This window comes from Zobellella taiwanensis (genome assembly GCF_003012795.1).
Taxonomy (GTDB): domain Bacteria; phylum Pseudomonadota; class Gammaproteobacteria; order Enterobacterales; family Aeromonadaceae; genus Oceanimonas; species Oceanimonas taiwanensis.
Map to the genome: position 1 here is coordinate 18648 of NZ_PXYH01000028.1, position 21227 is coordinate 39874.

Genomic DNA, 21227 nt, shown 5'->3' on the forward strand with positions numbered 1-21227 from the left:
GATGGCTCTGGCAGCTCAAAAAACGGGCGCAGCATACCGCAACATCAGCTAATCCTAAAGTGGTATCCGCCGAGTCACCACAAGATGCTGGCTCCGTCGCCTTATAGCACCGAATCTATCGTCAAAGACCTGCCAGACAGAACAGAAACTGTCCTCATTGCTCTTACTACGCGATATCCTGTTCGAGGGAAAAACGAAAAAAGGTCCCCTGGGGGACCTTTTTCTTCAATCTGGCGGTGAGGGAGGGATTCGAACCCTCGATACGTTGCCGTATACACACTTTCCAGGCGTGCTCCTTCAGCCACTCGGACACCTCACCAAATTGTTGCGGTGTTTTTTTATATCGGTGTTACCTTCACCGGCTTTTTGTTTTTGGATTGGGGTCCTCGGGCTGACGCAGCACGCTGCGTGCTTTTACCAGGCTTAGCCTCTTGGCAGTCACTCGGACACCTCACCAAATTGTGGTGCTGAAGCGGACTGGCTCCGTTCAGCGGGGCGTATAGTAGGCAACCGCCTGGCCGGGTGCAATCTTTTTCTTTGCCTGCCGGTTCGATTGCGCAATATTGCACCAGGTCCGGCACCGGCCTCATTGCAGGCGACGATACCAGGCGAGTCTGGCATAATGTGCCCCCGTTTCAGGCAACGCTAGGAAGAACATGACGGCAACAGCAGCAAACCAGCTACACGAACGTTTTCGGGGTTACTACCCTGTGGTGATCGACGTGGAAACCGGCGGTTTTAACGCCAGTACCGACGCCCTGCTGGAGATTGCCGCTATTACCCTCAAGATGGACAAAAACGGCTGGCTGAGCCCGGATCAGACCTTCCATTTCCATGTCAGCCCCTTCGAGGGGGCCAACCTCGAGCCCGCCGCCCTCGCCTTTACCGGCATCGATCCCTGGAGTGCCCTGCGCGGGGCAGTGAGCGAGCAGGAAGCCCTGGAGCAGATTTTCAAGGGTGTGCGCAAGGGCATCAAGGCCAACCAGTGCCAGCGTGCCGTGGTGGTGGCCCACAATGCCTCCTTCGATCACGGTTTTGTCATGGCCGCCGCCGAACGGGCCGGGATCAAGCGCAATCCCTTTCATCCCTTTGCCACTTTCGATACCGCCACCCTGGCCGGACTGGCCCTGGGCCAGACGGTGCTGGCCAAGGCCTGCAAGGCCGCCGGCATGAGCTTCGACAACAAGGAAGCCCACAGTGCCCTGTACGATACCCGCAAGACCGCCGAGCTGTTCTGCACCATCGTCAACCGCTGGAAGACACTGGGCGGCTGGCCGCCGGCGCCGGTTGACAGCCCCGTTTTTGCCCAGGAGGGCGACGCTTCCTGAGTCCGGCGGCGCGCCTCAGCCGCGCGCCTCCCGGGTGTCGTTGCCCAGGGTAAAGGCCTTGAGCCGCCGATCCAGGTCCACCACCATCTGCTCCATCATCTCGCTGCCGCGTACCAGCTCACCGGCGCAGCTTTGGGTGTTGTCGTATCCCTGTTTCATCACCACTATGTTGTGCTGGATGTCGTCGGTAACGGTGCGCTGCTCTTCGGTGGCGGTGGCCACCTGCTCGGTCATGGCATTGACCTGGGTGATCTCCTGCACGATGGCCGATAACTGGGCCCCCGCCTCCTTCGCCTCGTCCACGCATTCCAGGCTGCGGCCCCGCCCCCGGGTCATGGCGTCCACCGCCTGTTCACTGCCCTGGCGCAGCCGGTTGAGCATCTCCTCTATCTGATCCGCCGTGCCCTGGGTTTGCAGCGCCAGCGAACGCACCTCTTCGGCCACCACCGCAAACCCCCGTCCCGACTCGCCGGCCCGGGCGGCCTCGATGGCGGCATTCAGCGCCAGCAGGTTGGTCCGGTCGGAAATCTGCTTGATCACCGCCAGGAAATTGCTGACATCCCGGCTGTAGCCCGCCACTTCCACCACCCTGGCCTCGCCATGCTCCAGCGACGCGGCGACCTGCTCGATGGCCGAGATGGTCTGGTCTACCTTGCGATCCCCGGCGCTGGCCCGGGCTATGGTGTGGTTGGCGGCGGAGAAGGTCTCGGAGGCATGGCGGGCAATCTCCGCCACAGTGGCGGACATTTCGGTAGCGGCCGACACCACCAGGTCAACCTGGCCCAGGCCCTTGTCCAGATCCTGCTGGATCACCTGCAGGGTGCTGCGGGTATGGCCGCTGTGGGCCATCAGGTGCTCGCAGGTGTCGCGCATCTGCCCCAGCAGGGCCGACAGCTGCCGCTGCATGCTGTTGATGGCACCGGCCAGTTCGCCCAGCTCATCCCGGCTGGCCACCCGCACCGGCTGGCTGAAGTCCTGCTGGCTGGCGATGCGCATTATGCCCTGTTTGAGCGCCTCGAAACCACGGCGCAAATCCCGCAGTATGATGCCGCAGACCGCCAGGGTCAGCAGGGTCACCACCAGCGTCATGCCCAGGGCCAGGATAAAACGGTTGCGGGCGTCGTTATGGCCGGCGGCGGCCAGCCCGGACAGGCTGTCGGCAAAGCCGTCCTCCAGCCCCTTGAGTTCGTCGATATAGCGGCTGGCCAGGGTAAACCAGGCCGGCGCCTCGCCGCTCAGGGCCCGGTTGCCGTGTTCGCGGTGAGCCAGGGCGATGGCCTGAGCCACCTCCCCCGCCACCGGTGCGGACTGCAGCCGGGCATACTGTTCCTGCCACGCCGGCGGCGCCAGCACGCTGAAGCGCTCCATATAGCTTGCCAGTTGCGCCTCCAGGGCCGCAAAGCGGCGGTAGAGCTCGGGACTGAACTGGCCGGCGACCCGGGCCGAGCTGAGGCTGGCGCGCAACAGTCCGAGCCGATCCTTGGCCTGCAGAAAGGCGCTGTAGGCGCTGAGCGCCGCCGCCTGGGGAGCGTCCGCCGCCAGCGGCACGGCGCCGTCGATCACCGCCAGCAGGGTGGCGATTACCTGGCTGTACTGATCCACCACCTGGGGCACCGTCAGTTGCCTGGCATCCACCTGCTGGCGCAACCCGGACAACCGGCCCAGGGCCTGCTGCAGTTGGCCAAGCCGGGTGGCGGCTTCACCTTCCAGCCCCCCCAGCCGCCCGCCCTGTTCAAACTGGCGCAGGGCCTGCTCGGTGCGGGCACGCTGCTCGGCCAGGCGAGAGCGGAACTCCCCTTTCTGATCATTGATGCTGCTGGCCGACAATCCCCGCTCTGCCTGCAACTGGTGGGCCAGTTGCCCCGCCTGACCGGCCAGCCGGGTCAGCGGCAGCATATCGGCGGTATTGACCATGGTGCGGTAACTCTGGGCCGCGTACAGAAAGGCGAACAGGAACAGTCCGAGCAAGGGCAGCAGCGCCAGCAGCGCCAGTTTGTGGGTGAGCTTGAGTGACGTCATCGGGAGTCTCGTTATACCGCTAAGGATATATAGTCTATCGACTGTCCCCGTCCGGGCTGAAGCAAAGAATATCACGACTTGCCGGGGTGTTGATTTCAATCAAGCCCGATCCGGCGGCCGGATCGGGTAAAGGTGAACAACCTGTAAAAATACACCTCCAAAGAGGTAGCCAGCCTGGGAGGGCCGGCCAGCGGTTGCTCAAGCGGCGCAGGGCGCCGGCTTGAGGTGACCGGTACGCACCCACAGGCGGGTGTGCCCGGATGCCTCCAGGACAGGCACCGTCTGGGGCGGAAAACGCAGCCAGGCCAGCGGGCCAAAACGCCGGGGCCCCTCGAGCAGGCAGCCCGACAGTACCAGAATTTCCAGGCCGTGCCGATAACAGCAGGGCGGGAAGCGGCCGCCGTCGGCAAACTCCAGCAGGCTGGTGCTCACACCATCGTGCTTGTGCAGGGGCAGGCGCCGGTAACCGTGATCCCCGGTCAGCCAGAGCCCGTCCTCGTCGCGCAGGGCGACATAGTCGAGATCATCGGCGGAAAACTGGTTGAGCTTGACGAAAATCACGCAACCCTGGCGGCTGAAGGCCCGGTGGCGGCTGCCGGGCGGGTGGCGCACATAGCAGCCGGCGGTATAGTCGCCGTTGTCATCGGAAAAGGTGCCCTCCAGCACCCAGAATTCCTCGCCCAGGGGGTGAAGGTGCTCGGGAAAGGCCGCGCCCGGCTCAAAGCGCACCAGGCTGGTGACATGGCCGCTTTCGGCGCTTTCCCGCTCCAGCGGGTAGCGCCACACACCGGCGGCCGGGGAAGGCTGCCAGCGCTCGGGGTCGTAGGGAAGGGCCAGTCGTTGAGAGAAGTCCATGTTCAGCATCGGTTAATGTCCCGACAGACAAAGGGGATCCCCATCGTGGCCCCGAGCCGAGCCGGGGTCAAGCCCCTTTGAGCACCTCGCAGCGATAATCGTAGCCGCCGTCACGGGCGACGAAATGAAGCCGGTGGCTGATGCAGGCGGGCGCATCTTCCTGATGATGGGACACAAACAGCAGCTGGGTGCCGCCTTCCGCCACCAGCAGGTCGATCCAGCGCTTAACCCAGTGCCGGTTGAAACCGTCCAATCCCTGCAACGGCTCGTCCAGGATCAGGATGGGCGGGTGCTTGACCATGGCACGGGCGATCAGCAGCAGCCGCTGCTGGCCGTAGGACAGGCTGCGAAAGGGTTCGTTGGCCAGCCGCTCCATGCCGAGCAACGCCAGCCACTGCTCGGCCAGGGCCAGTTGACGGTCGCCGGGTTGCCGGTAGACGCCGATGGAGTCGAAAAAGCCGGACAGGATCACCGAGCGTGGGGTGGCCGTGACCCGGTAGTCCTGCTGCATGGTGGTGCTCACATAACCGATATGCTGCTTGATGTCCCAGATGCTCTCGCCGCTGCCCCGGCGGCGGCCGAACAGGGTGAGATCATTGCTGTAGCCCTGGGGATGATCGCCGGTGACCAGGCTCAGCAGGGTCGACTTGCCGGCGCCGTTGGGGCCCACGATCTGCCAGTGCTCGCCTGGGTTGACCTGCCAGTTCAGGCCATCGAGGATGAGCTGCTCCCCGTAGACGACCCGGGCATCGCGCAGGCGGATACGCGGTACGCCCGGCTCCAGGTGGCGACGAACGGCGTCCGGATCCGGCGGTGGCAGGGCCTGGCTGGCCTGCTCCAGAGCCGTCAGGTGTGCCAGTTGCCGCAGCGCCAGCGAGTCGCCGACCTGCTCCCGCGGGCCGGCCAGGCTGAGCTCGCATTCGGCCAGTATGCCCAGGTGGCTGGCAAAGTCCGGAATTTCCTCGAACCGGTTGAGGATCAGCACCAAGGTCCGCCCTGCGGCCGCCAGCCCTTGCAGCCACTGCATCAGGCCGGCATGGGCCTGTACATCCAGGCCGTCGAAGGGTTCGTCCAGGATCAGCAGGTCGGGCTCGCCGATCAGGGCCCGGCACAGCAGCACCTTGCGGGTTTCCCCGGTAGAGAGGTATTTAAAACCGCGGTCGAGCAAGCCGGCAATGCCAAAACCCCGGGCCAGGGCGGCGAGCCGCTCGGGCGAGCCGCCCCGCTCCAGGATAATGTCCCGGGCACTGTGGCCCGGGTCCTGATAGTCGAGCAAATCGCTTTGATCTTCTTCCCGCTCCCGGTCGGTCAACTGCTGCAATTGCTCAAACGACACCCATTGCGTGCGTTCAAAGCCATTCTCCGCCCGCCCCTGGCGGGGCGCCAGTTCTCCTGCCAGGGCCCGGGCCAGGGCGGTCTTGCCGCTGCCGTTGGCCCCCACGAAGGCCCAGCACTGGCCGGCGGCAAGCCGCAGGGCCGGCACCTTGAGGTCGAGGCGGTCGCTGAGGGGAAAGAGGGCATCCTGCAGATGGATGGCGGTCATGGCGGCATTGTCCTTGTAGCTGTGTATCCCAAAGCCCGCATGATCGGCAAGCGGGGCCGGGGATGCAAGGGCTAACCGCATCCGGGGTGCAAATCGCTATTTGTGAGCCAGCGCCCAGCCCGCGGACCCGGAACAGGCTACCGTCAAAGGTGAGTCCCTTACACGCCCAAGGAGTGTTTATGCGCTATAACCCGGCACTGATGGATGAACTGAATCTGTTGCTGCACTTCAACCTCGACACCACCCAACAGGGCATCAAGGTTCACCACGACGCGGATCCGGACCTGATCGCCGCCGCCGCCCGCCTGCACGAAAAAGGGCTCATCACCCTGCCCGATGGCGGCTACCTCACCGAGCTGGGCCGGGAAACCGCCGAGCATGCCCAGAGCCTGCTCGGCCTGCTGAAAACCCCCGAGCCCGCCTGACCTCCCAGCGGGCGGTCTTTGCCGCCCGCCCCTGCCGTTTCTGTATTTTTATCCTGCCCAAGGCCCCGTTCGCTGGATTTTTGAACAGCATTGAGTAAGGTTAAATAACCACGCCGGGCCCGGACGCCCGGATGGCAAAATAACAATGACCGGAGCAGGGATATGTCCATCACACGCTGCCACCACTGCGGGCGGCCCTTTTACCAACATCGGCGGCGATGCCCCCATTGCGGCACACCGCGCGAGGATCTCGGCGACGAAGGCAACCCCCTGCGCCTGCCGGTGTCCCTGCTGCTGCTGGCAGTGGCCATTTCCGGCCTGATGCTGCTGTGGAGCCTGCTCGACAACAAACCCCTCTACGCCACCCCGCCACCGGATGAAACGCCGCGCATGGCAACCCGGCCGGCGCCGGATCCCTGAGCCGGCAGCAGTAACAACACATCTTGCTTTCAAAAACGTAACATCTGGCGGATTTTGCTGCCCGGGAACAAATAATGCTCGACATTCCCCGCCCGATTTGCAAACTACCCGGCTTGCCATCCATTCCCTGAAGGACTTTACATGAATCCGGTAGTAATCGCCGTCTGCCTGATGCTGGCCCTGAGCCTGCTGCGCATCAATGTCGTGGTGGCGCTGACCCTGAGCGCCCTGGTCGGCGGCATGGCCTCGGGCATGTCGTTGACCGAGGCGGTCAATACCTTCGCCGGCGGCCTCGGTGGTGGTGCCACCATCGCCCTGAGCTACGCCATGCTGGGCGCTTTTGCCATCGCCATCGCCCGTTCCGGCATCACCGATCTGCTGGCACGCAAGGTCATCGCCAGCCTGGGCGGCAACGCCACCCCGGGCCGCATGCTGTGGGTCAAGGCCCTGCTGCTGGGCGCCATCCTGCTGGTGGCCATTTCCTCCCAGAACCTGATCCCGGTGCATATCGCCTTTATCCCCATCCTGATCCCGCCGCTGCTGCATGTCATGGCCAAACTGCGGCTGGACCGGCGCGCCGTGGCCTGCGTGCTTACCTTTGGCCTCACCGCCACCTATATGCTGCTGCCGGTGGGCTTTGGCGGCATCTTCCTCAACAACATCCTGCTGGCCAACCTGCTGGAAAACGGCGTGCAGGCCAGCAAGGCCATGCTGCCCGCCGCCATGGCGATCCCCGTGGCCGGCATGCTGCTCGGCCTGCTGGTGGCGCTGTTCATCAGTTACCGCAAACCGCGGGACTATGACGAGGAACGGATAGTCGCGGTCGAGCCCGAGCATGTCAGCATCAATTACCTGCACGTGGCCATCGCCCTGGTGGCCATAGTGGTGGCACTCGGCCTGCAGTTGTACAGCGACTCCATCATCCTCGGCGCCATGGCAGGCTTTATCATTTTCACCCTGGGCGGCGTCATCCGCTTTCGGGAAAGCCAGGACGCCTTTACCCAGGGGGTAAAAATGATGTCGCTGATCGGCTTTATCATGATTGCCGCCGCCGGTTTTGCCGCCGTTATCAAGGCCACCGACGGCGTCGGCAGCCTGGTGCAGGCGGTGGAAGCGATGATCGGCGACAACCGCTCCCTCGCCGCCCTGATCATGCTGGTGGTGGGCCTGCTGATCACCATGGGTATCGGCTCGTCCTTTTCCACCATTCCCATCATAGCGCCCATTTATGTGCCCCTGTGCCTCGCGCTCGGCTTTTCGCCCCTGGCCACGGTCGCCATTATCGGCACCGCCGGCGCCCTGGGGGACGCGGGCTCGCCGGCTTCCGACTCGACCCTGGGGCCGACCTCGGGCCTGAATGCGGACGGCCAGCACGATCATATCTGGGATTCGGTCGTGCCTACCTTCCTGCACTACAACCTGCCGTTGATCGCCTTCGGCTGGCTGGCCGCCATCAGCCTCTGATCACCTCAACCGCCGGCGTCGTCCACGACGCCGGCTGATCCAGGTCAATATCCACTACCCCGATTTGGTTAGAATAAAACAACATTTTTAACCCTCCGGTGGTCGATATGAAAGCCGACAACACCCCGTTTGATGCCATACTCCCCGCGGAAATGGCGAAAAAAGCCGAAGAATTCGGCGTGCAAAAAGCCACCAAAAAAACGTTGCAATCTTTCATCCTGGCGATCACCGCCGGGGGATTTATCTCTATCGCCTTTGTGTTCTACATCACGGTCACCACCGGCGCCGGTGGCCTGCCCTGGGGCATGGCGCGCTTTATCGGCGGCCTGGCCTTCAGCCTGGGGCTGATCCTGGTGGTGATCTGCGGCGGCGAGTTGTTCACCTCCAGCGTACTCACTACGGTGGCCCGGGCCAGCCGGCGCATCGGCTGGGGCCAGTTGGCCCATAACTGGGTAGTCGTCTACCTGGGCAACCTGGGTGGCGCCCTGCTGTTTGTGCTGCTGATCTGGCTCGCCGGCCAGCACCTGGCCGCCGATGGGGCCTGGGGCCTCAACGCCCTGAACATCGCCCGGCACAAGCTGCACCACGGCGTTGTGCAGGCGGTGGCCTTAGGGATACTGTGCAATATCATGGTGTGCCTGGCGGTATGGATGAGCTTTTCCTGCCGCAGCAACACCGACAAGGTGCTGGTGATGCTGCTGCCCATCGCCATGTTTGTGGCCAGCGGCTTCGAGCACAGCATCGCCAATCTCTTTATCGTGCCCCTGGCCATCGCCATCCAGCAGTTCGCCGGCCCCGAATTCTGGGCACTGAGCGGCGCCCAGCCCGCCGATTTCGCCGAGCTGACCCTGGCCAATTTTTTGCTGCGCAACCTGCTGCCGGTCACTCTGGGCAATATCATCGGCGGCGGCGTCCTGGTGGGCCTCAGCTACTGGCTGATTTACCTGCGCCCGGGCGCCAGTCGCTAAATCAGGCTGCGGATAAGAGAGCGCAGCCACTGCAGCGCCGGCTGGCGGTCGTGCAGCGGGTGCCAGACGCAGTTAAGGTGGTAGGCGGGCGCGTCTTCCGGCAGCGCCACCATCCGCAGTGGCCAGGCCTCGGCCAGCATCATCGCCACCTTGCGGGGCAGCACCAGCAGGTGATCGCTCTGGCCGACGATGGCCGCCGCCGACATGTAGCTCTGGCTGTTGACCGAGATGGTGCGCTGCAGCCCCTGCCCCGCCAACCAGCGGTCGACGATGGACTCGCGGGTGCCGAGCGGCGAGTGGAACACATGGGGCAAGCCGGTGAGCTGTTCCAGGCTGAGCCGCTCCCCCACCGTGGGGTGCTCCCGGCTGACCACCCCGGCCAGCGGCTCGGTCAGCCAGGTTTCGGTACGCAGCGAGCCGGGCACCTGCATGTACTCGTCGAAACCCAGCACCAGATCCACTTCGCCGTTGGCCAGGGCCCCCTCGGGCAGGCGATCGCGCAATATTTCTATCTCGATGCGCACCCCGGGCGCCTGCGTCTTCAGCCGGCGGATGAGCGGCGGCACCAGCACGCACTCCACATAGTCGGTGGTGCTGAGCACGAAGCGCCGGCCGGAGGTGGCGGGGTCGAAGCGTTCCTCCCGTCCCAGTTCCTGTTCCAGCAGCCCCAGGGCCTGGCGCACCGCCCGGTGCAGGGCCTCGGCCCGGGCGGTGGGCACCATGCCGGTGGCGCTGCGCACCAGCAGGGGGTCTTCGAAAAACTGGCGCAGCCGGTTGAGGGCATGGCTCATGGCCGGCTGGCTGATAAAGCACTGTTCGGCGGCGCGGGTGACGTTGCGCTGGGTCATCAGGGCGTCGAAGGCGAGCAGCAGGTTGAGGTCGAGCTGGTGCAGCTTCATTCAATATTCACCATAAGAATAAACTGATTAATACTATTCATTTGATGGATGGTAAGGCAAGGGTCACACTGAAGCCTGAAGATTCGGGTTGTTGACAAAGAGGTAGCCTGGTTGCCGGTCGGCCAAAGGGCCTCCTCTTCCATTACGGGGCTGTCTGCCTGGGGTCATTCCACCCCAACAACCCAGTGACAATTCACTTGTATAAGGAGTTCACCATGGCAATGGTTACCGTGGCCGCCACCCAGATGGCCTGCAGCTGGAACAAAGAAGAAAATATCGCCCGCGCCGAGCGGCTGGTGCGCCAGGCCGCCGCTCAGGGTGCCCAGATCATTCTGATCCAGGAACTGTTTGAAACTCCCTATTTCTGCATCGACCAGAGCCCCGAGCACTTCGCCCTGGCCCAGGAAGTGGACAACAGCCCGCTGATCCGCCACTTCCAGGCCCTGGCCAGGGAGCTGGAGGTGGTGCTGCCGCTCAGCTTCTTCGAGCGCGCCGGCTACGCCCACTACAACTCCCTGGTGGTGATCGACGCCGACGGCAGCCTGCTGGATGTCTATCGCAAGACCCATATTCCCAACGGCCCGGCCTACCAAGAGAAGCAGTTCTTCACCCCCGGCGACACCGGCTTCAAGGTGTGGCAGACCCGCTACGCCAAGATCGGCGTGGGCATCTGCTGGGATCAGTGGTTCCCGGAAACCGCCCGCAGCCTGGCGCTGATGGGCGCCGAGCTGATTTTCTTCCCCACCGCCATCGGCTCCGAGCCCGCCTACCCGGAGATCGACAGCCAGCCCCACTGGACCCGCACCCAGCAGGGCCACGCCGCCGCCAACCTGGTGCCGGTGATCGCCTCCAACCGCATCGGCACCGAGCAGAGCAAGTACATCGACGGCCTGGAGATGACCTTCTACGGCTCTTCCTTTATCGCCGACCAGTTCGGCGAGCTGGTGCAACAGGCGGACAAGACCTCCGAGTGCGTGCTGGTGCACAGCTTCGATCTGGACGCCATCGCCAAGACCCGTATCAGCTGGGGCCTGTTCCGCGACCGCCGCCCGGCCATGTACCAGACGCTGATGACCTCCGACGGCAAGACCCCGGGAGGCCGCTGATGGAACAGCTGAACGGCTTTCACATGCCCGCCGAATGGGCGCCCCAGCAGGCGGTGTGGATGATCTGGCCGCACCGGCCCGACAACTGGCGCGAGCAGGGCGCCCCGGCCCAGGCCACCTTCGCCCGGGTGGCCGAGGCCATCGCCGCCGCCACCCCCGTCTACATGGCGGTGCCGGCAAAGGAAATGGACAAGGCCCGGACGGTGATGCCGCCCCAGGTCACGCTGGTAGCCATCGAAAGCGACGACGCCTGGGCCCGGGACACGGGGCCGACCGTGGTGGTGAACGGCAAAGGAGAGGCCGTCGGCATCGACTGGCGCTTCAACGCCTGGGGCGGCCATGAGGGCGGCCTCTACCACCCCTGGGACCAGGACCAGGCCATGGCCCGGGCCATGCTGGCGGTGCACGGGCTGCCGGCGGTGGCCAGCCCGCTGGTGCTCGAAGGCGGCTCCATCCACGTGGACGGCGAAGGCACCCTGCTCACCACCGCCGAGTGCCTGCTCAACCCCAACCGCAACCCCCACCTGAGCCAGGCGGACATAGAGCAGCACCTGAGGGAAACCCTGGGGGTCAGCCACTTTATCTGGCTGCCGGAAGGGGTTTATATGGACGAGACCGACGGCCATATCGACAACATGGCCTGTTTCGCCCGCCCCGGCGAGGTGGTGCTGCACTGGTGCGAGGATGAAAGCGATCCCCAGTACGCCCGCAGCCGGGCGGCGCTGGCGGTGCTGGAGCAGGCGGAGGACGCCAGGGGCCGCAAGCTCAGGGTATGGAAGCTGCCCCAGCCCGGCCCGCTCTATGTGACCGAGGAGGAAGCCGCCGGGGTGCAAAGCGGCGCCGCCGTGCCCCGGCTGGCCGGTGAGCGGCTGGCGGGCTCCTACGTGAACTTCCTGATCAGCAACCGGCGGCTGGTGTTTCCGCTGCTGGACGAGCGCACCGACGGCGAAGCCCAACGGCTGCTGGAGACCATCTTCCCGGAGCTGGACGTGGTGGGGGTGCCGGCCCGGGAGATCCTGCTCGGCGGAGGCAATATCCACTGCATCACCCAGCAGATCCCGGCGGTGTAACCCCGGGGATTGGCCGGAGCGCAGGCGGCTCGCCTACGCTCCACCACCGCAATGCCTGTTCTGCCTCAAGCCTCTTTAAAGCTGTAGTGTGGTCGGCCCGTCCTAGGGTTTCCGCTGCGCGGGAAAGCAGGCGGGCCGCCTGCGCTCCACCAGTCAGGTGCCAACCTACAAACATCGTTTGCCGCCGTCGAGAGTGGCTGGAATAGCACACGCCTGACAGTTTGATGTTTAAACTATATGGTGCTCTAGGCTAGGGTCGGTCGAATAAATTAGACGGGCCCTTACTCGAACCGGCCCAGGCGGAAGGGTGCCAGATCGAAGCCGGGATCACCGTCCAGCATCCAGTGGGCAAACAGCTCGCCCAGCACGCCGGCGAACTTGAAACCGTGGCCCGAACAGGCACTGGCAAAATACACCTGGTCATGCTCGGGATGCCGGTCCAGGATAAAGTGTTCGTCCGGGGTGCGAATATAGTGGCAGGTCTTGCCCTCGATAAACTCTCCCACCCCGGGCAGGCGGGCCTGCACAAAGGCATCCAGCTCCGCCCTGTCCTCTTCAAACGCACCAAACGGTGCAAGAGGCTCGCCCGGGGCCAGGGGCTGGCCACCATCGTGGCGGCCCAGCTTGAGGCCGGCCCCCTCCAGGGTCGGAAAGCCGTAATAGATGGCATCGGCCAGTACGGCGGAAAAACCGGGAAACACCTCGGGCCCGTAACGGCCGGGATCGGCCTCATACCAGGCGAAGGTCTTGCGCACGCGTTGCAGCGGCAGTGTCAGGCCCAGTTGTGCCAACAGCGGCGCCACCCGCTGGCCGGCGCAGACCAGCGCCTTGGCGGCACTGAGCCGGCTGCCATCCGCCCGCTCCACCTCCACCCGGCCCGGACGCACCCGCAGCCCGGTTACCGCCTGCCCCGCCAGCAGGCGTGCACCACCTTCTTTTCCGAGGCGACGCCAGGCCGCGAGCGCCCGCTCACAGTAAAGCACGCCGGCTTCGGGCTCGTAGCCTCCGCGCCACTCCGGAGGCAACCGCCAGCCCGGCCAGCGGGTCTCGATACCGGCGGCCGTCTGCGGTTCCAGCGCCAGCCCGTACTGGGCCGCGCTCAGTGCCGCCTGGGCCAGAAAGGGGCTGTCGGCCACCCCCAGGTTGAGCACGCCACAGGGCTCAAACAGCAGTTCCCCACTCAGTTGCTCCAGCTCGCGCCACAGCGTCCTGGCACGCAACAGCAGGGGGATATAGGCCGCACCCTCGCCATAGGCGGTGCGGGTCAGCCGGGTGCTGCCATGATGGGAGCCGAGGGTATGGGGCGGTTCACCCTCATCAACCAGCACGACCCGCGCCCCCCGTTGCGCCAGGAAAAATCCCGCCGCCAGGCCGACCGAGCCGGCCCCGACGACGACGATATCTGCATCCATGATTACTCCACCTTGTTTGCGCCCGCGCATGGTAGCACCGGCGGAATCTTTGTAAGCTTGTGCCAAATGATGCCGAGAACCCGAGACCATGTCGATCCCCTTTTCCCGCTCCCTGCTGACCCGTATCACCCTGATGATGCTGACCCTGGTGTTGCTCGCCCTCGCCAGCCTGGTGCTGTCTGCCTGGCTGTCGGACAAGAGCGAGGGCCGGGCCTATGTGATCAACAAGGCGGGCTCCCTGCGCATGCAGAGCTATCGCCTGCTCAGTCAGTTGCCCCTGGCCGGGCCGGAGGGCCTGCAACAGCTGGAGCAGACCCTCAACGATCCCTTGTTGATCCGGGTACTGGACAACGACGGCCTGGGCGAGCAGCGCCGGCAGTTGCTCCGCCACTGGCAGCCGCTGAAAGCTGCCTTTGCCCAGGCCGAAGGTTCCCATCTGCTGGCGCCCAGGGTGGCGGCCTTCGTCGAGGTCATCGATCAACTGGTGGCCAGGCTGGAGCAACATACCGAAGCCAGCCTGCAACGCCAGAGCTGGCTGCAGGTCGCCATGATGCTGGCGATGCTGATGATACTGGCCGCTTCCGTCTTTTATTTGCACCGGCGGCTGCTCACGCCCCTGCGCCGCCTGCTGCTGGTGGCCAGAGCCGTGGGCCGGGCCGATTTCGGTAGCCGCTGCGAGGTGGGGGGCAATGACGAGATGGCCGTGCTGGCCGACACCATGGATACCATGAACCGGCAGTTGTCGGAACTCTACGGCCAGCTCGAGCAGAAAGTGGAGCAGCAGACCCGGGCGCTGGTACGTTCCAACCAGATCCTCAGCACGCTGTATGAAACCCAGCGCGAACTGCAGGGGGTCGAGCCGCTGCACCGACGCCTGCCTCCCCTGCTCAGCCGGCTGGAGCAAATCAGCCCCCTGCGCCAGATTTGTATCCATCTGCACGAAGGCGACGACGACAGTCCCTTTGAAGCGCTGACTGCCTGCTCCGACAACAGCGGACCACGCCAGCCGCCCAATTATCGCTGGCCGCTGCAGGACAGCAATGGCCAGTACGGCATGGTGCTGGCGGTCTGCCCGCCCCAGGCGGGGCTGGACGAAGAACAGCAACAGTTGCTGACCAGTATCTTTGATCAAATCACTACCGCCATTGCCCTGGAGCGGCGCCAGCACCAGCACCAGCAATTGCAGTTGATGGAAGAGCGGGCCACCATAGCCCGGGAGCTGCACGATTCCCTGGCCCAGGCACTGACCTACCTCAAGCTGCAGGTCAGCTATGTGCAGTTGCAACTGCCCAATCCCAGCCCGGAGGTGGCCTCTGGGCTGGATGAGATGCGCGAGGGGCTGAACAATGCCTACCGCCAGTTACGGGAATTGCTTACCACCTTCCGCCTCACACTCGACAAACCCGGCCTCTATGCCGCCCTGAGCGATACCCTGTCCGAATTCGGCCGCCGCCTGGGCTTTGCCATCGACTTCGATTACCGGCTGTCACCCCACCGGCTGACCCCCAACCAGACCATCCATCTGGTGCAGATCACCCGGGAGGCGCTGCACAATGTGTTCAAGCACGCGAGCGCCAGCCAGGTGGCGGTGCGGGTATGGCAGCAGGATCAGGAGATTTGCCTGGCGGTGGAGGACAACGGCCGGGGCCTGGCGGACAACGCCGGCCAGGGCCAGCATTACGGCCTCAGGATCATGCAGGACAGGGCCGCCAGCCTGGGCGGCAGCCTGCACATCGGCGCGGGGCAACAGGGCGGTACCCGGCTGCAGGTGTGCTTTCGGCCCTGAAAAGACCGGCGGGTTGGAATAGACCCTGCACAAAGGCAGGGCCGGGAGCTGGCGAGCGGGTTATTCCTGCTCGGACTTGGGGTGCCTGGCGGCGGTTTCCTTGATCAGGGCCTGCAGCTCACCCTGCTGGAACATCTCGATAATGATGTCGCAGCCACCGACCAGTTCTCCTTCCACCCACAGTTGGGGAAAGGTCGGCCAGTTGGCGTATTTGGGCAGCTCGGCGCGGATATCCGGGTTTTGCAGGATATCCACATAGGCGAAAGGCTCGCCGCAGTTCATCAGCGCCTGGGAGGCCTGGGCGGAAAAGCCGCAGCTGGGAAACTTGGGTGACCCTTTCATGTACAGCAGGATGGGGTTTTCGCTGATCTGGGTTTTGATCTTTTCAATGGTGTCCATAACCACCTCGGACGGCTGTTGTTTAAAAAAGCTTATTCTACTTTATCCCTCTGCGGTCACAAGGGCCCGGGCCGACAAATCGGTATCTGTGAAGCCATAATTGTTCATTCCGCCAGGGGCCGGTATCCGTACAAAAGCTGTTGTTGTTTCGCCATCGGGCAAACTGTTACAATCCTTTCAGCAATTTAGCGGTTTGCGGCTATGCTCATACCGAGTCGTTTCCGCCATGGAAAGAAGCAAGCAGCAATGTCTCGGCCAGCCCTGGCTGGCGCAATCAAAATGGAGAAAATAACAATGGCATTTGAACTTCCCGCACTGCCCTACGCCAAAAACGCTCTGGAACCCCATATCTCCCAGGAAACCCTGGAATACCACTACGGCAAGCACCACAACACCTATGTGGTCAACCTGAACAACCTGGTTCCCGGCACCGAATTCGAGGGCAAATCCCTGGAAGACATCATCAAAACCTCTTCCGGCGGCATCTTCAACAACGCGGCACAAGTGTGGAACCACACCTTCTACTGGCACTGCCTGTCCCCCAACGGTGGCGGCGAGCCGACCGGTGCCCTGGCCGATGCCATCAAGGCTGCCTTCGGCTCCTTTGACGCCTTCAAGGAAGAGTTCACCAAGTCCTGCGTGACCAACTTTGGCTCCGGCTGGACCTGGCTGGTGAAGAAGGCCGACGGCTCCGTGGGCATCGTCAACACCTCCAACGCCGGCTGCCCGCTGACCGAGGCCGGCCAGACCCCGCTGCTGACCTGCGACGTCTGGGAACACGCCTACTACATCGACTACCGCAACGTCCGTCCCGACTACGTCAAGGCCTTCTGGGCCCTGGTCAACTGGGACTTCGTGGCAGAAAACTTCGCCAAGTAAGTTTTTGTCAGTTGAAAACACCCCGGCCTTCCGGGGTGTTTTTGTTGCTGGCTCTTTTTTAATCAGCCGGCTTGGGTGTAAAATGCGCCCTCTTTTGTTTCTACCCTCTTTCAAAGTGAGTCAAGTCAAGTGAGTATGTCTGTTCCCCGTATCGGCTTCGTGTCCCTCGGTTGCCCGAAAAACCTGGTCGACTCCGAGCGTATCCTGACCCAGTTGCGTATCGAAGGCTACGACGTGGTGCCTTCCTACGATGATGCCGATCTGGTGATCGTCAATACTTGCGGCTTTATCGACAGCGCCGTGCAGGAATCCCTGGAAGCGGTGGGCGAAGCCCTGAGCGAAAACGGCAAGGTCATCGTCACCGGCTGCCTGGGCGCCAAGGAAGATCAAATCCGTGAAGTGCATCCCAAGGTGCTGGAGATCACCGGCCCCCATTCCTACGAGCAGGTGCTGAACCATGTGCACAAATACGTGCCGCGCCCGGAGTACAATCCCTTCGTCAGCCTGGTGCCCGAGCAGGGCGTCAAGCTCACTCCCAAGCATTTCGCCTACCTGAAGATCTCCGAGGGCTGCAACCACAAGTGCACCTTCTGCATCATCCCCTCCATGCGCGGCGATCTGGACAGCCGACCCATCGGCGAGGTGCTGGCCGAGGCCCGTCGCCTGGTGGATGCCGGGGTGAAGGAGCTACTGGTCATTTCCCAGGACACCTCCGCCTACGGGGTGGACGTCAAGCACAAGACCGGCTTCGCCGACGGCATGCCGGTCAAGACCCATATCCAGGCCCTGTGCGAGGAGCTCGGCAAGATGGGGGTCTGGGTACGACTGCACTACGTCTACCCCTATCCGCACGTGGATGATCTGATCCCCCTGATGCGCGACGGCAAGATACTGCCCTACCTGGACATTCCGCTGCAGCACGCCAGCCCGCGCATCCTGAAATTGATGAAACGCCCGGGCGCGGTGGAGCGCACCCTGGAGCGCATCCGCAGCTGGCGCGAGATCTGCCCCGAGATCACCATCCGCTCCACCTTTATCGTGGGCTTCCCGGGCGAAACCGAAGAAGACTTCCAGCTGCTGCTCGACTTTATCGAGCAGGCCGAGCTGGATCGGGTCGGCTGCTTCACCTACAGCCCGGTGGAAAGCGCCCGCGCCAACGAGCTGGCGGATCCGGTGCCGGAAGAGGTCAAGCAGGAACGCTTCGAGCGCTTTATGGCGCTGCAGCAGGAGATCTCCACCCGCAAGCTGGCGCAGAAGGTGGGCAAGGTCATCGAGGTGTTGATCGACGAGGTGGATGAGGAAGGCGCCATCGGCCGCTCCAGCGCCGACGCCCCGGAAATCGACGGCCTGGTCTACCTCAATGGCGAGACCGAGCTCAAGCCCGGCGACCTGGTCAAGGTGACCGTCACCCACTCCGACGAATACGATCTCTGGGCCGAGCTGGCCTAACGACCGGCCGTGCCCGGCAAAAAGCCCCGTCCGCGGGGCTTTTTTGTCACTTCAGCCGGGAGCACCTTCATTTCATTTGTTATTAAGCAACATCATTATTGGCTTGTTTTTCTTTTTTTGAGTAATTTTTTTAGAGTTCAGTCATACTTTGGTATGGCGATACTCTTAACGCAATCGATTGTCCTGTATAGTGTATCCACTTATGTTACGCAGCCCAGGGTTGTTCCTGGCCCGTCCCATCGAGCCCGGTAGTCCAGATGAATACATTAGAAAAAATTACAAAAAATATAGAGAGTTTCAGCAAGTCTGAACGCAAGGTGGCGGAAGTGATCCTGGCATCACCGCAAACCGCCATCCACTCCAGCATCGCCGCCCTGGCCAAGCTGGCGGATGTGAGCGAGCCCACCGTCAACCGCTTCTGCCGCCGGCTCGACACCAAGGGTTTTCCCGACTTCAAACTGCACCTGGCCCAGAGCCTGGCCAATGGCACTCCCTATGTGAACCGCCATGTGGAAGAAGACGACGGCCCCGAGTCCTATACCGCCAAGATCTTCGAATCCAGCATGGCCTGCCTGGATTCGGCCCGGCACAGCCTGGACCCGCAGGCGGTCAACCGCTGCGTCGATATCCTGACCCAGGCCAAGAAGCTGTCCTTCTTCGGCCTTGGCGCCTCTTCCGCCGTGGCCCACGACGCCATGAACAAGTTTTTCCGCTTCAACGTGCCGGTGCTGTGCTTCGACGACGTGGTGATGATGCGCATGAGCTGTATCGCCAGCTCCGAAGGCGACGTGGTGGTGCTGATCTCCCACACCGGCCGCACCAAGGCGCTGGTGGAAATCGCCCAGCTCGCCCGCCAGAACGACGCCATCGTCATCGGCCTGACCGCCAAGGACTCCCCCCTGGCCCGGGAGTGCACCATGGTGCTGTCGATGGACGTGCCGGAAGACACCGACGTCTATCTTCCCATGGCCTCCCGCCTGGCCCAGATGGTACTGATCGACGTGCTTGCCACCGGTTTTATCCTGCGCCGGGGCAGCAAGTTCCGCGAAAACCTGAAGAAGGTGAAGGAAGGGATTAAAAATTCCCGTTTCGATTCTCCCCACCTCTGAGCCGCCGGCGGGGTCACCCAGCGGTTTCCCCGCCGGCCATTCATGTTAAATCAAGGTGAAAATGTTAAAGACAAGAACGCCATGTTCTTGGTCATTTTGTCATCAATTTAGCGCCATTATGTATCAATGTGGAACCAGTCCGGCTCGTAATACCTTTCAAAAAATAGAATTTTTTCTTTCTAATTCATTAACTTAGAAACAAAACAAAATATCTCTCCCATTTCTCTCTCCAACATCCTTGACCGGGATCAAGGAGGGATGAAATAGCGGGTATTTTTGTGATCCCGTCTACACTTTGCCATTCGCTTCGGTTATTATCGGTAACAATTCATAAAACCAAGGATGCAGCATCAGACCGTGAGCAAGCCATTCCCCCCTCCCCGCGAGCCCCTTGCGGTTCCCGGCCCGGCTGCCGTACTCCCGTCCGCTGACCTCCGCGAGGTACCGCCAGGCGGCCTCGACCATACCGTTTCTTCTTTCGTATCTTTTTTACATTCCAACTGGAGTCTCCCATGCTAAGACGTACCAAGATTGTCACCACCCTGGGCCCGGCCACCGACCGCGACAACAACCTGGAAGGCATCATCGCCGCCGGCGCCAACGTAGTGCGCATGAACTTTTCCCACGGCACGCCGGAAGATCACATGGCCCGCGCCAACCAGGTCCGTGACATCGCCAAGAAACTGGGCAAGCACGTGGCCATTCTGGGAGACCTGCAGGGTCCCAAAATCCGGGTATCCACCTTCAAGGACGGCAAGATCCACCTGAACATCGGCGACAAGTTCGTGCTGGACGCCGACCTGCCCAAAGGCGAAGGCGACCAGGAACGGGTCGGTATCGACTACAAGGAGCTGCCGCGCGACGTCAAGACCGGCGATATCCTGTTGCTTGACGACGGCCGCGTCCAACTGCGGGTCGAGGGCGTGGAAGGCAACAAGGTACTGACCGAGGTCACCGTGGCCGGTCCCCTGTCCAACAACAAGGGCATCAACAAGAAGGGCGGAGGCCTGTCCGCCCCGGCCCTGACCGAGAAAGACAAGGAAGACATCAAAACCGCCGCCAAGATCGGCGTCGACTACCTGGCGGTATCCTTCCCGCGCACCGGTGAAGACATGCGCATTGCCCGCGAGCTGGTACGCGCCGCCGGCAGCAACGCCAAGCTGGTGGCCAAGGTGGAGCGCGCCGAAGCCGTGGCCACCGATGCCGCCATGGAGGACGTGATCCTGGCCTCCGACGTGGTGATGGTGGCCCGGGGCGACCTGGGCGTGGAAATCGGCGATCCCGAGCTGGTCGGCGTACAGAAAAAATTGATCCGCACCAGTCGCCGCCTGAACCGGGTGGTGATAACGGCCACCCAGATGATGGAATCGATGATCAGCGCGCCCCTGCCCACCCGCGCCGAAGTGATGGACGTGGCCAACGCCGTACTGGATGGTACCGATGCCGTCATGCTGTCCGCCGAAACCGCCGCCGGCCAGTTCCCGATTGAAACCGTGAAGGCCATGGCCGAAGTCTGCCTGGGCGCCGAAAAGCACCCCAGCGTCAATGTCTCCAATCACCGCATGAACTTCACCTTCACCTCGGTGGAAGAGACCGTGGCCATGTCCACCATGTATGCCGCCAACCACCTGCAGGGTGTCAAGGCCATCGTCGCCCTGACCCAGTCCGGCACCACCCCGTTGCTGATGTCCCGCATCAGCTCCGGCCTGCCGATTTTTTCCCTGTCCCGGGAAGCCAAGACCCTGGCCTGGACCAACCTCTATCGCGGCGTGACGCCGGTGTATTTCAAGCCCGACGACAGCCTGAGCATCTCCGAGATCTGCCGCGAGGCCCTGGCCACCCTGAAGCAGGCCGGCCACGTCAACTCCGGCGATCTGGTCCTGCTCACCCACGGCGACATGATGGAAGTGGTCGGCAGCACCAATACCTGCAAGATCCTGACCGTGGAATAAGCGGGCAAGCTGAAAGTATATCGAGTAGGGTGAGGCGTTACCGCCTCATCCCTCTCACAGAACCGTACATACGGGCCACGTATACGGCTCATGCCATTAACTTACCCCGAACTCGGGGACAGTGATGCCGGTTTTGACCTTCGC

Annotated in this window: 18 protein-coding genes and 1 tRNA gene; 12 read left to right on the top strand and 7 right to left on the bottom strand. The window is 63.0% G+C overall.

Annotated elements, in window-relative coordinates; translation table 11 throughout:
* Positions 1 to 231 precede the first annotated feature (231 nt).
* Positions 232 to 319 (bottom strand) — tRNA-Ser (locus C7I36_RS15650).
* 337 nt (positions 320 to 656) lie between these two features.
* On the opposite strand from C7I36_RS15650, the gene rnt reads away from it, so the two are divergent.
* Positions 657 to 1328: a ribonuclease T gene (gene rnt, locus C7I36_RS15655; protein ID WP_106454620.1), complete on the top strand. Its 672-nt coding sequence runs from the start codon at positions 657 to 659 to the stop codon at positions 1326 to 1328.
* 15 nt (positions 1329 to 1343) lie between these two features.
* On the opposite strand, the gene C7I36_RS15660 is transcribed toward rnt, so the two are convergent.
* The 3 genes from C7I36_RS15660 to modF form a co-directional block, all read right to left on the bottom strand.
* Positions 1344 to 3347 carry a methyl-accepting chemotaxis protein gene (locus C7I36_RS15660; protein ID WP_106454621.1) on the bottom strand — a complete coding sequence of 668 codons (2004 nt, stop codon included), beginning with the start codon at positions 3345 to 3347 and terminating at the stop codon, positions 1344 to 1346.
* 198 nt (positions 3348 to 3545) lie between these two features.
* Entirely contained in the window at positions 3546 to 4211 is a 666-nt protein-coding gene (locus C7I36_RS15665) for a cupin domain-containing protein (RefSeq protein WP_106454622.1), read from the bottom strand.
* A gap of 58 nt (positions 4212 to 4269) precedes the next feature.
* Entirely contained in the window at positions 4270 to 5745 is a 1476-nt protein-coding gene (gene modF, locus C7I36_RS15670; protein ID WP_106454623.1) for a molybdate ABC transporter ATP-binding protein ModF, read from the bottom strand.
* A gap of 179 nt (positions 5746 to 5924) precedes the next feature.
* Between modF and C7I36_RS15675 the strand changes: the two genes are divergently transcribed.
* The 4 genes from C7I36_RS15675 to focA all read left to right on the top strand — a co-directional run bounded on the left by C7I36_RS15675 (position 5925) and on the right by focA (position 9022).
* Positions 5925 to 6170 carry a TIGR02647 family protein gene (locus C7I36_RS15675; protein WP_106454624.1) on the top strand — a complete coding sequence of 82 codons (246 nt, stop codon included), beginning with the start codon at positions 5925 to 5927 and terminating at the stop codon, positions 6168 to 6170.
* 162 nt (positions 6171 to 6332) lie between these two features.
* Complete coding sequence (locus tag C7I36_RS15680) at positions 6333 to 6590, top strand: hypothetical protein (protein WP_106454625.1); 258 nt, start codon at positions 6333 to 6335, stop codon at positions 6588 to 6590.
* Between the two features lie 141 nt (positions 6591 to 6731).
* Positions 6732 to 8054 (top strand): Na+/H+ antiporter family protein, encoded by a 1323-nt coding sequence (locus C7I36_RS15685; RefSeq protein ID WP_106454626.1) that lies wholly within the window; start codon positions 6732 to 6734, stop codon positions 8052 to 8054.
* A 107-nt stretch (positions 8055 to 8161) separates the two neighbouring features.
* Positions 8162 to 9022, top strand: coding sequence for a formate transporter FocA (focA, locus tag C7I36_RS15690; protein ID WP_106454627.1), 861 nt, complete (start codon positions 8162 to 8164; stop codon positions 9020 to 9022).
* Here the strand turns inward: focA and C7I36_RS15695 are convergent.
* Complete coding sequence (locus tag C7I36_RS15695) at positions 9019 to 9921, bottom strand: LysR family transcriptional regulator (protein WP_106454628.1); 903 nt, start codon at positions 9919 to 9921, stop codon at positions 9019 to 9021. The genes focA and C7I36_RS15695 overlap by 4 nt on opposite strands.
* A gap of 215 nt (positions 9922 to 10136) precedes the next feature.
* Between C7I36_RS15695 and aguB the strand changes: the two genes are divergently transcribed.
* Both aguB and aguA read left to right on the top strand, forming a co-directional pair.
* Positions 10137 to 11027 (top strand): N-carbamoylputrescine amidase, encoded by an 891-nt coding sequence (aguB, locus tag C7I36_RS15700; protein ID WP_106454629.1) that lies wholly within the window; start codon positions 10137 to 10139, stop codon positions 11025 to 11027.
* Positions 11027 to 12097: an agmatine deiminase gene (gene aguA, locus C7I36_RS15705; protein ID WP_106454630.1), complete on the top strand. Its 1071-nt coding sequence runs from the start codon at positions 11027 to 11029 to the stop codon at positions 12095 to 12097. The genes aguB and aguA overlap by 1 nt, the downstream gene beginning before the upstream one ends.
* A gap of 281 nt (positions 12098 to 12378) precedes the next feature.
* Here the strand turns inward: aguA and solA are convergent, their stop codons facing one another.
* Positions 12379 to 13509 carry an N-methyl-L-tryptophan oxidase gene (gene solA, locus C7I36_RS15710; protein WP_106454631.1) on the bottom strand — a complete coding sequence of 377 codons (1131 nt, stop codon included), beginning with the start codon at positions 13507 to 13509 and terminating at the stop codon, positions 12379 to 12381.
* A gap of 88 nt (positions 13510 to 13597) precedes the next feature.
* Between solA and C7I36_RS15715 the strand changes: the two genes are divergently transcribed.
* The gene (locus C7I36_RS15715; protein ID WP_106454632.1) at positions 13598 to 15295 is read left to right on the top strand and encodes a histidine kinase; all 1698 of its coding nucleotides are present in this window, start codon (positions 13598 to 13600) and stop codon (positions 15293 to 15295) included.
* A gap of 60 nt (positions 15296 to 15355) precedes the next feature.
* Here the strand turns inward: C7I36_RS15715 and C7I36_RS15720 are convergent, their stop codons facing one another.
* Entirely contained in the window at positions 15356 to 15694 is a 339-nt protein-coding gene (locus C7I36_RS15720; RefSeq protein WP_106454633.1) for a Grx4 family monothiol glutaredoxin, read from the bottom strand.
* A gap of 294 nt (positions 15695 to 15988) precedes the next feature.
* On the opposite strand from C7I36_RS15720, the gene sodB reads away from it, so the two are divergent.
* The 4 genes from sodB to pyk all read left to right on the top strand — a co-directional run bounded on the left by sodB (position 15989) and on the right by pyk (position 21083).
* Positions 15989 to 16573, top strand: coding sequence for a superoxide dismutase [Fe] (gene sodB / locus C7I36_RS15725; RefSeq protein WP_106454634.1), 585 nt, complete (start codon positions 15989 to 15991; stop codon positions 16571 to 16573).
* A 135-nt stretch (positions 16574 to 16708) separates the two neighbouring features.
* A complete protein-coding gene (gene rimO, locus C7I36_RS15730) occupies positions 16709 to 18022 on the top strand; it encodes a 30S ribosomal protein S12 methylthiotransferase RimO (RefSeq protein ID WP_106454635.1) in 1314 nt (437 codons plus the stop codon).
* A 257-nt stretch (positions 18023 to 18279) separates the two neighbouring features.
* On the top strand, positions 18280 to 19131 hold the full coding sequence (locus tag C7I36_RS15735) for a MurR/RpiR family transcriptional regulator (protein WP_106454636.1): 852 nt from the start codon (positions 18280 to 18282) through the stop codon (positions 19129 to 19131).
* Positions 19132 to 19643: 512 nt separating this feature from the next.
* On the top strand, positions 19644 to 21083 hold the full coding sequence (gene pyk / locus C7I36_RS15740) for a pyruvate kinase (RefSeq protein ID WP_106454637.1): 1440 nt from the start codon (positions 19644 to 19646) through the stop codon (positions 21081 to 21083).
* The last annotated feature ends 144 nt before the right edge of the window (positions 21084 to 21227 follow it).

Bases quoted from the DNA above. Each gene is read 5' to 3' on its own strand.
- rnt (WP_106454620.1), top strand. From the start codon at position 657: ATGACGGCAACAGCAGCAAACCAGCTACACGAACGTTTTCGGGGTTAC.
- C7I36_RS15660 (WP_106454621.1), bottom strand. From the start codon at position 3,347: ATGACGTCACTCAAGCTCACCCACAAACTGGCGCTGCTGGCGCTGCTG.
- C7I36_RS15665 (WP_106454622.1), bottom strand. From the start codon at position 4,211: ATGCTGAACATGGACTTCTCTCAACGACTGGCCCTTCCCTACGACCCC.
- modF (WP_106454623.1), bottom strand. From the start codon at position 5,745: ATGACCGCCATCCATCTGCAGGATGCCCTCTTTCCCCTCAGCGACCGC.
- C7I36_RS15675 (WP_106454624.1), top strand. From the start codon at position 5,925: ATGCGCTATAACCCGGCACTGATGGATGAACTGAATCTGTTGCTGCAC.
- C7I36_RS15680 (WP_106454625.1), top strand. From the start codon at position 6,333: ATGTCCATCACACGCTGCCACCACTGCGGGCGGCCCTTTTACCAACAT.
- C7I36_RS15685 (WP_106454626.1), top strand. From the start codon at position 6,732: ATGAATCCGGTAGTAATCGCCGTCTGCCTGATGCTGGCCCTGAGCCTG.
- focA (WP_106454627.1), top strand. From the start codon at position 8,162: ATGAAAGCCGACAACACCCCGTTTGATGCCATACTCCCCGCGGAAATG.
- C7I36_RS15695 (WP_106454628.1), bottom strand. From the start codon at position 9,921: ATGAAGCTGCACCAGCTCGACCTCAACCTGCTGCTCGCCTTCGACGCC.
- aguB (WP_106454629.1), top strand. From the start codon at position 10,137: ATGGCAATGGTTACCGTGGCCGCCACCCAGATGGCCTGCAGCTGGAAC.
- aguA (WP_106454630.1), top strand. From the start codon at position 11,027: ATGGAACAGCTGAACGGCTTTCACATGCCCGCCGAATGGGCGCCCCAG.
- solA (WP_106454631.1), bottom strand. From the start codon at position 13,509: ATGGATGCAGATATCGTCGTCGTCGGGGCCGGCTCGGTCGGCCTGGCG.
- C7I36_RS15715 (WP_106454632.1), top strand. From the start codon at position 13,598: ATGTCGATCCCCTTTTCCCGCTCCCTGCTGACCCGTATCACCCTGATG.
- C7I36_RS15720 (WP_106454633.1), bottom strand. From the start codon at position 15,694: ATGGACACCATTGAAAAGATCAAAACCCAGATCAGCGAAAACCCCATC.
- sodB (WP_106454634.1), top strand. From the start codon at position 15,989: ATGGCATTTGAACTTCCCGCACTGCCCTACGCCAAAAACGCTCTGGAA.
- rimO (WP_106454635.1), top strand. From the start codon at position 16,709: ATGTCTGTTCCCCGTATCGGCTTCGTGTCCCTCGGTTGCCCGAAAAAC.
- C7I36_RS15735 (WP_106454636.1), top strand. From the start codon at position 18,280: ATGAATACATTAGAAAAAATTACAAAAAATATAGAGAGTTTCAGCAAG.
- pyk (WP_106454637.1), top strand. From the start codon at position 19,644: ATGCTAAGACGTACCAAGATTGTCACCACCCTGGGCCCGGCCACCGAC.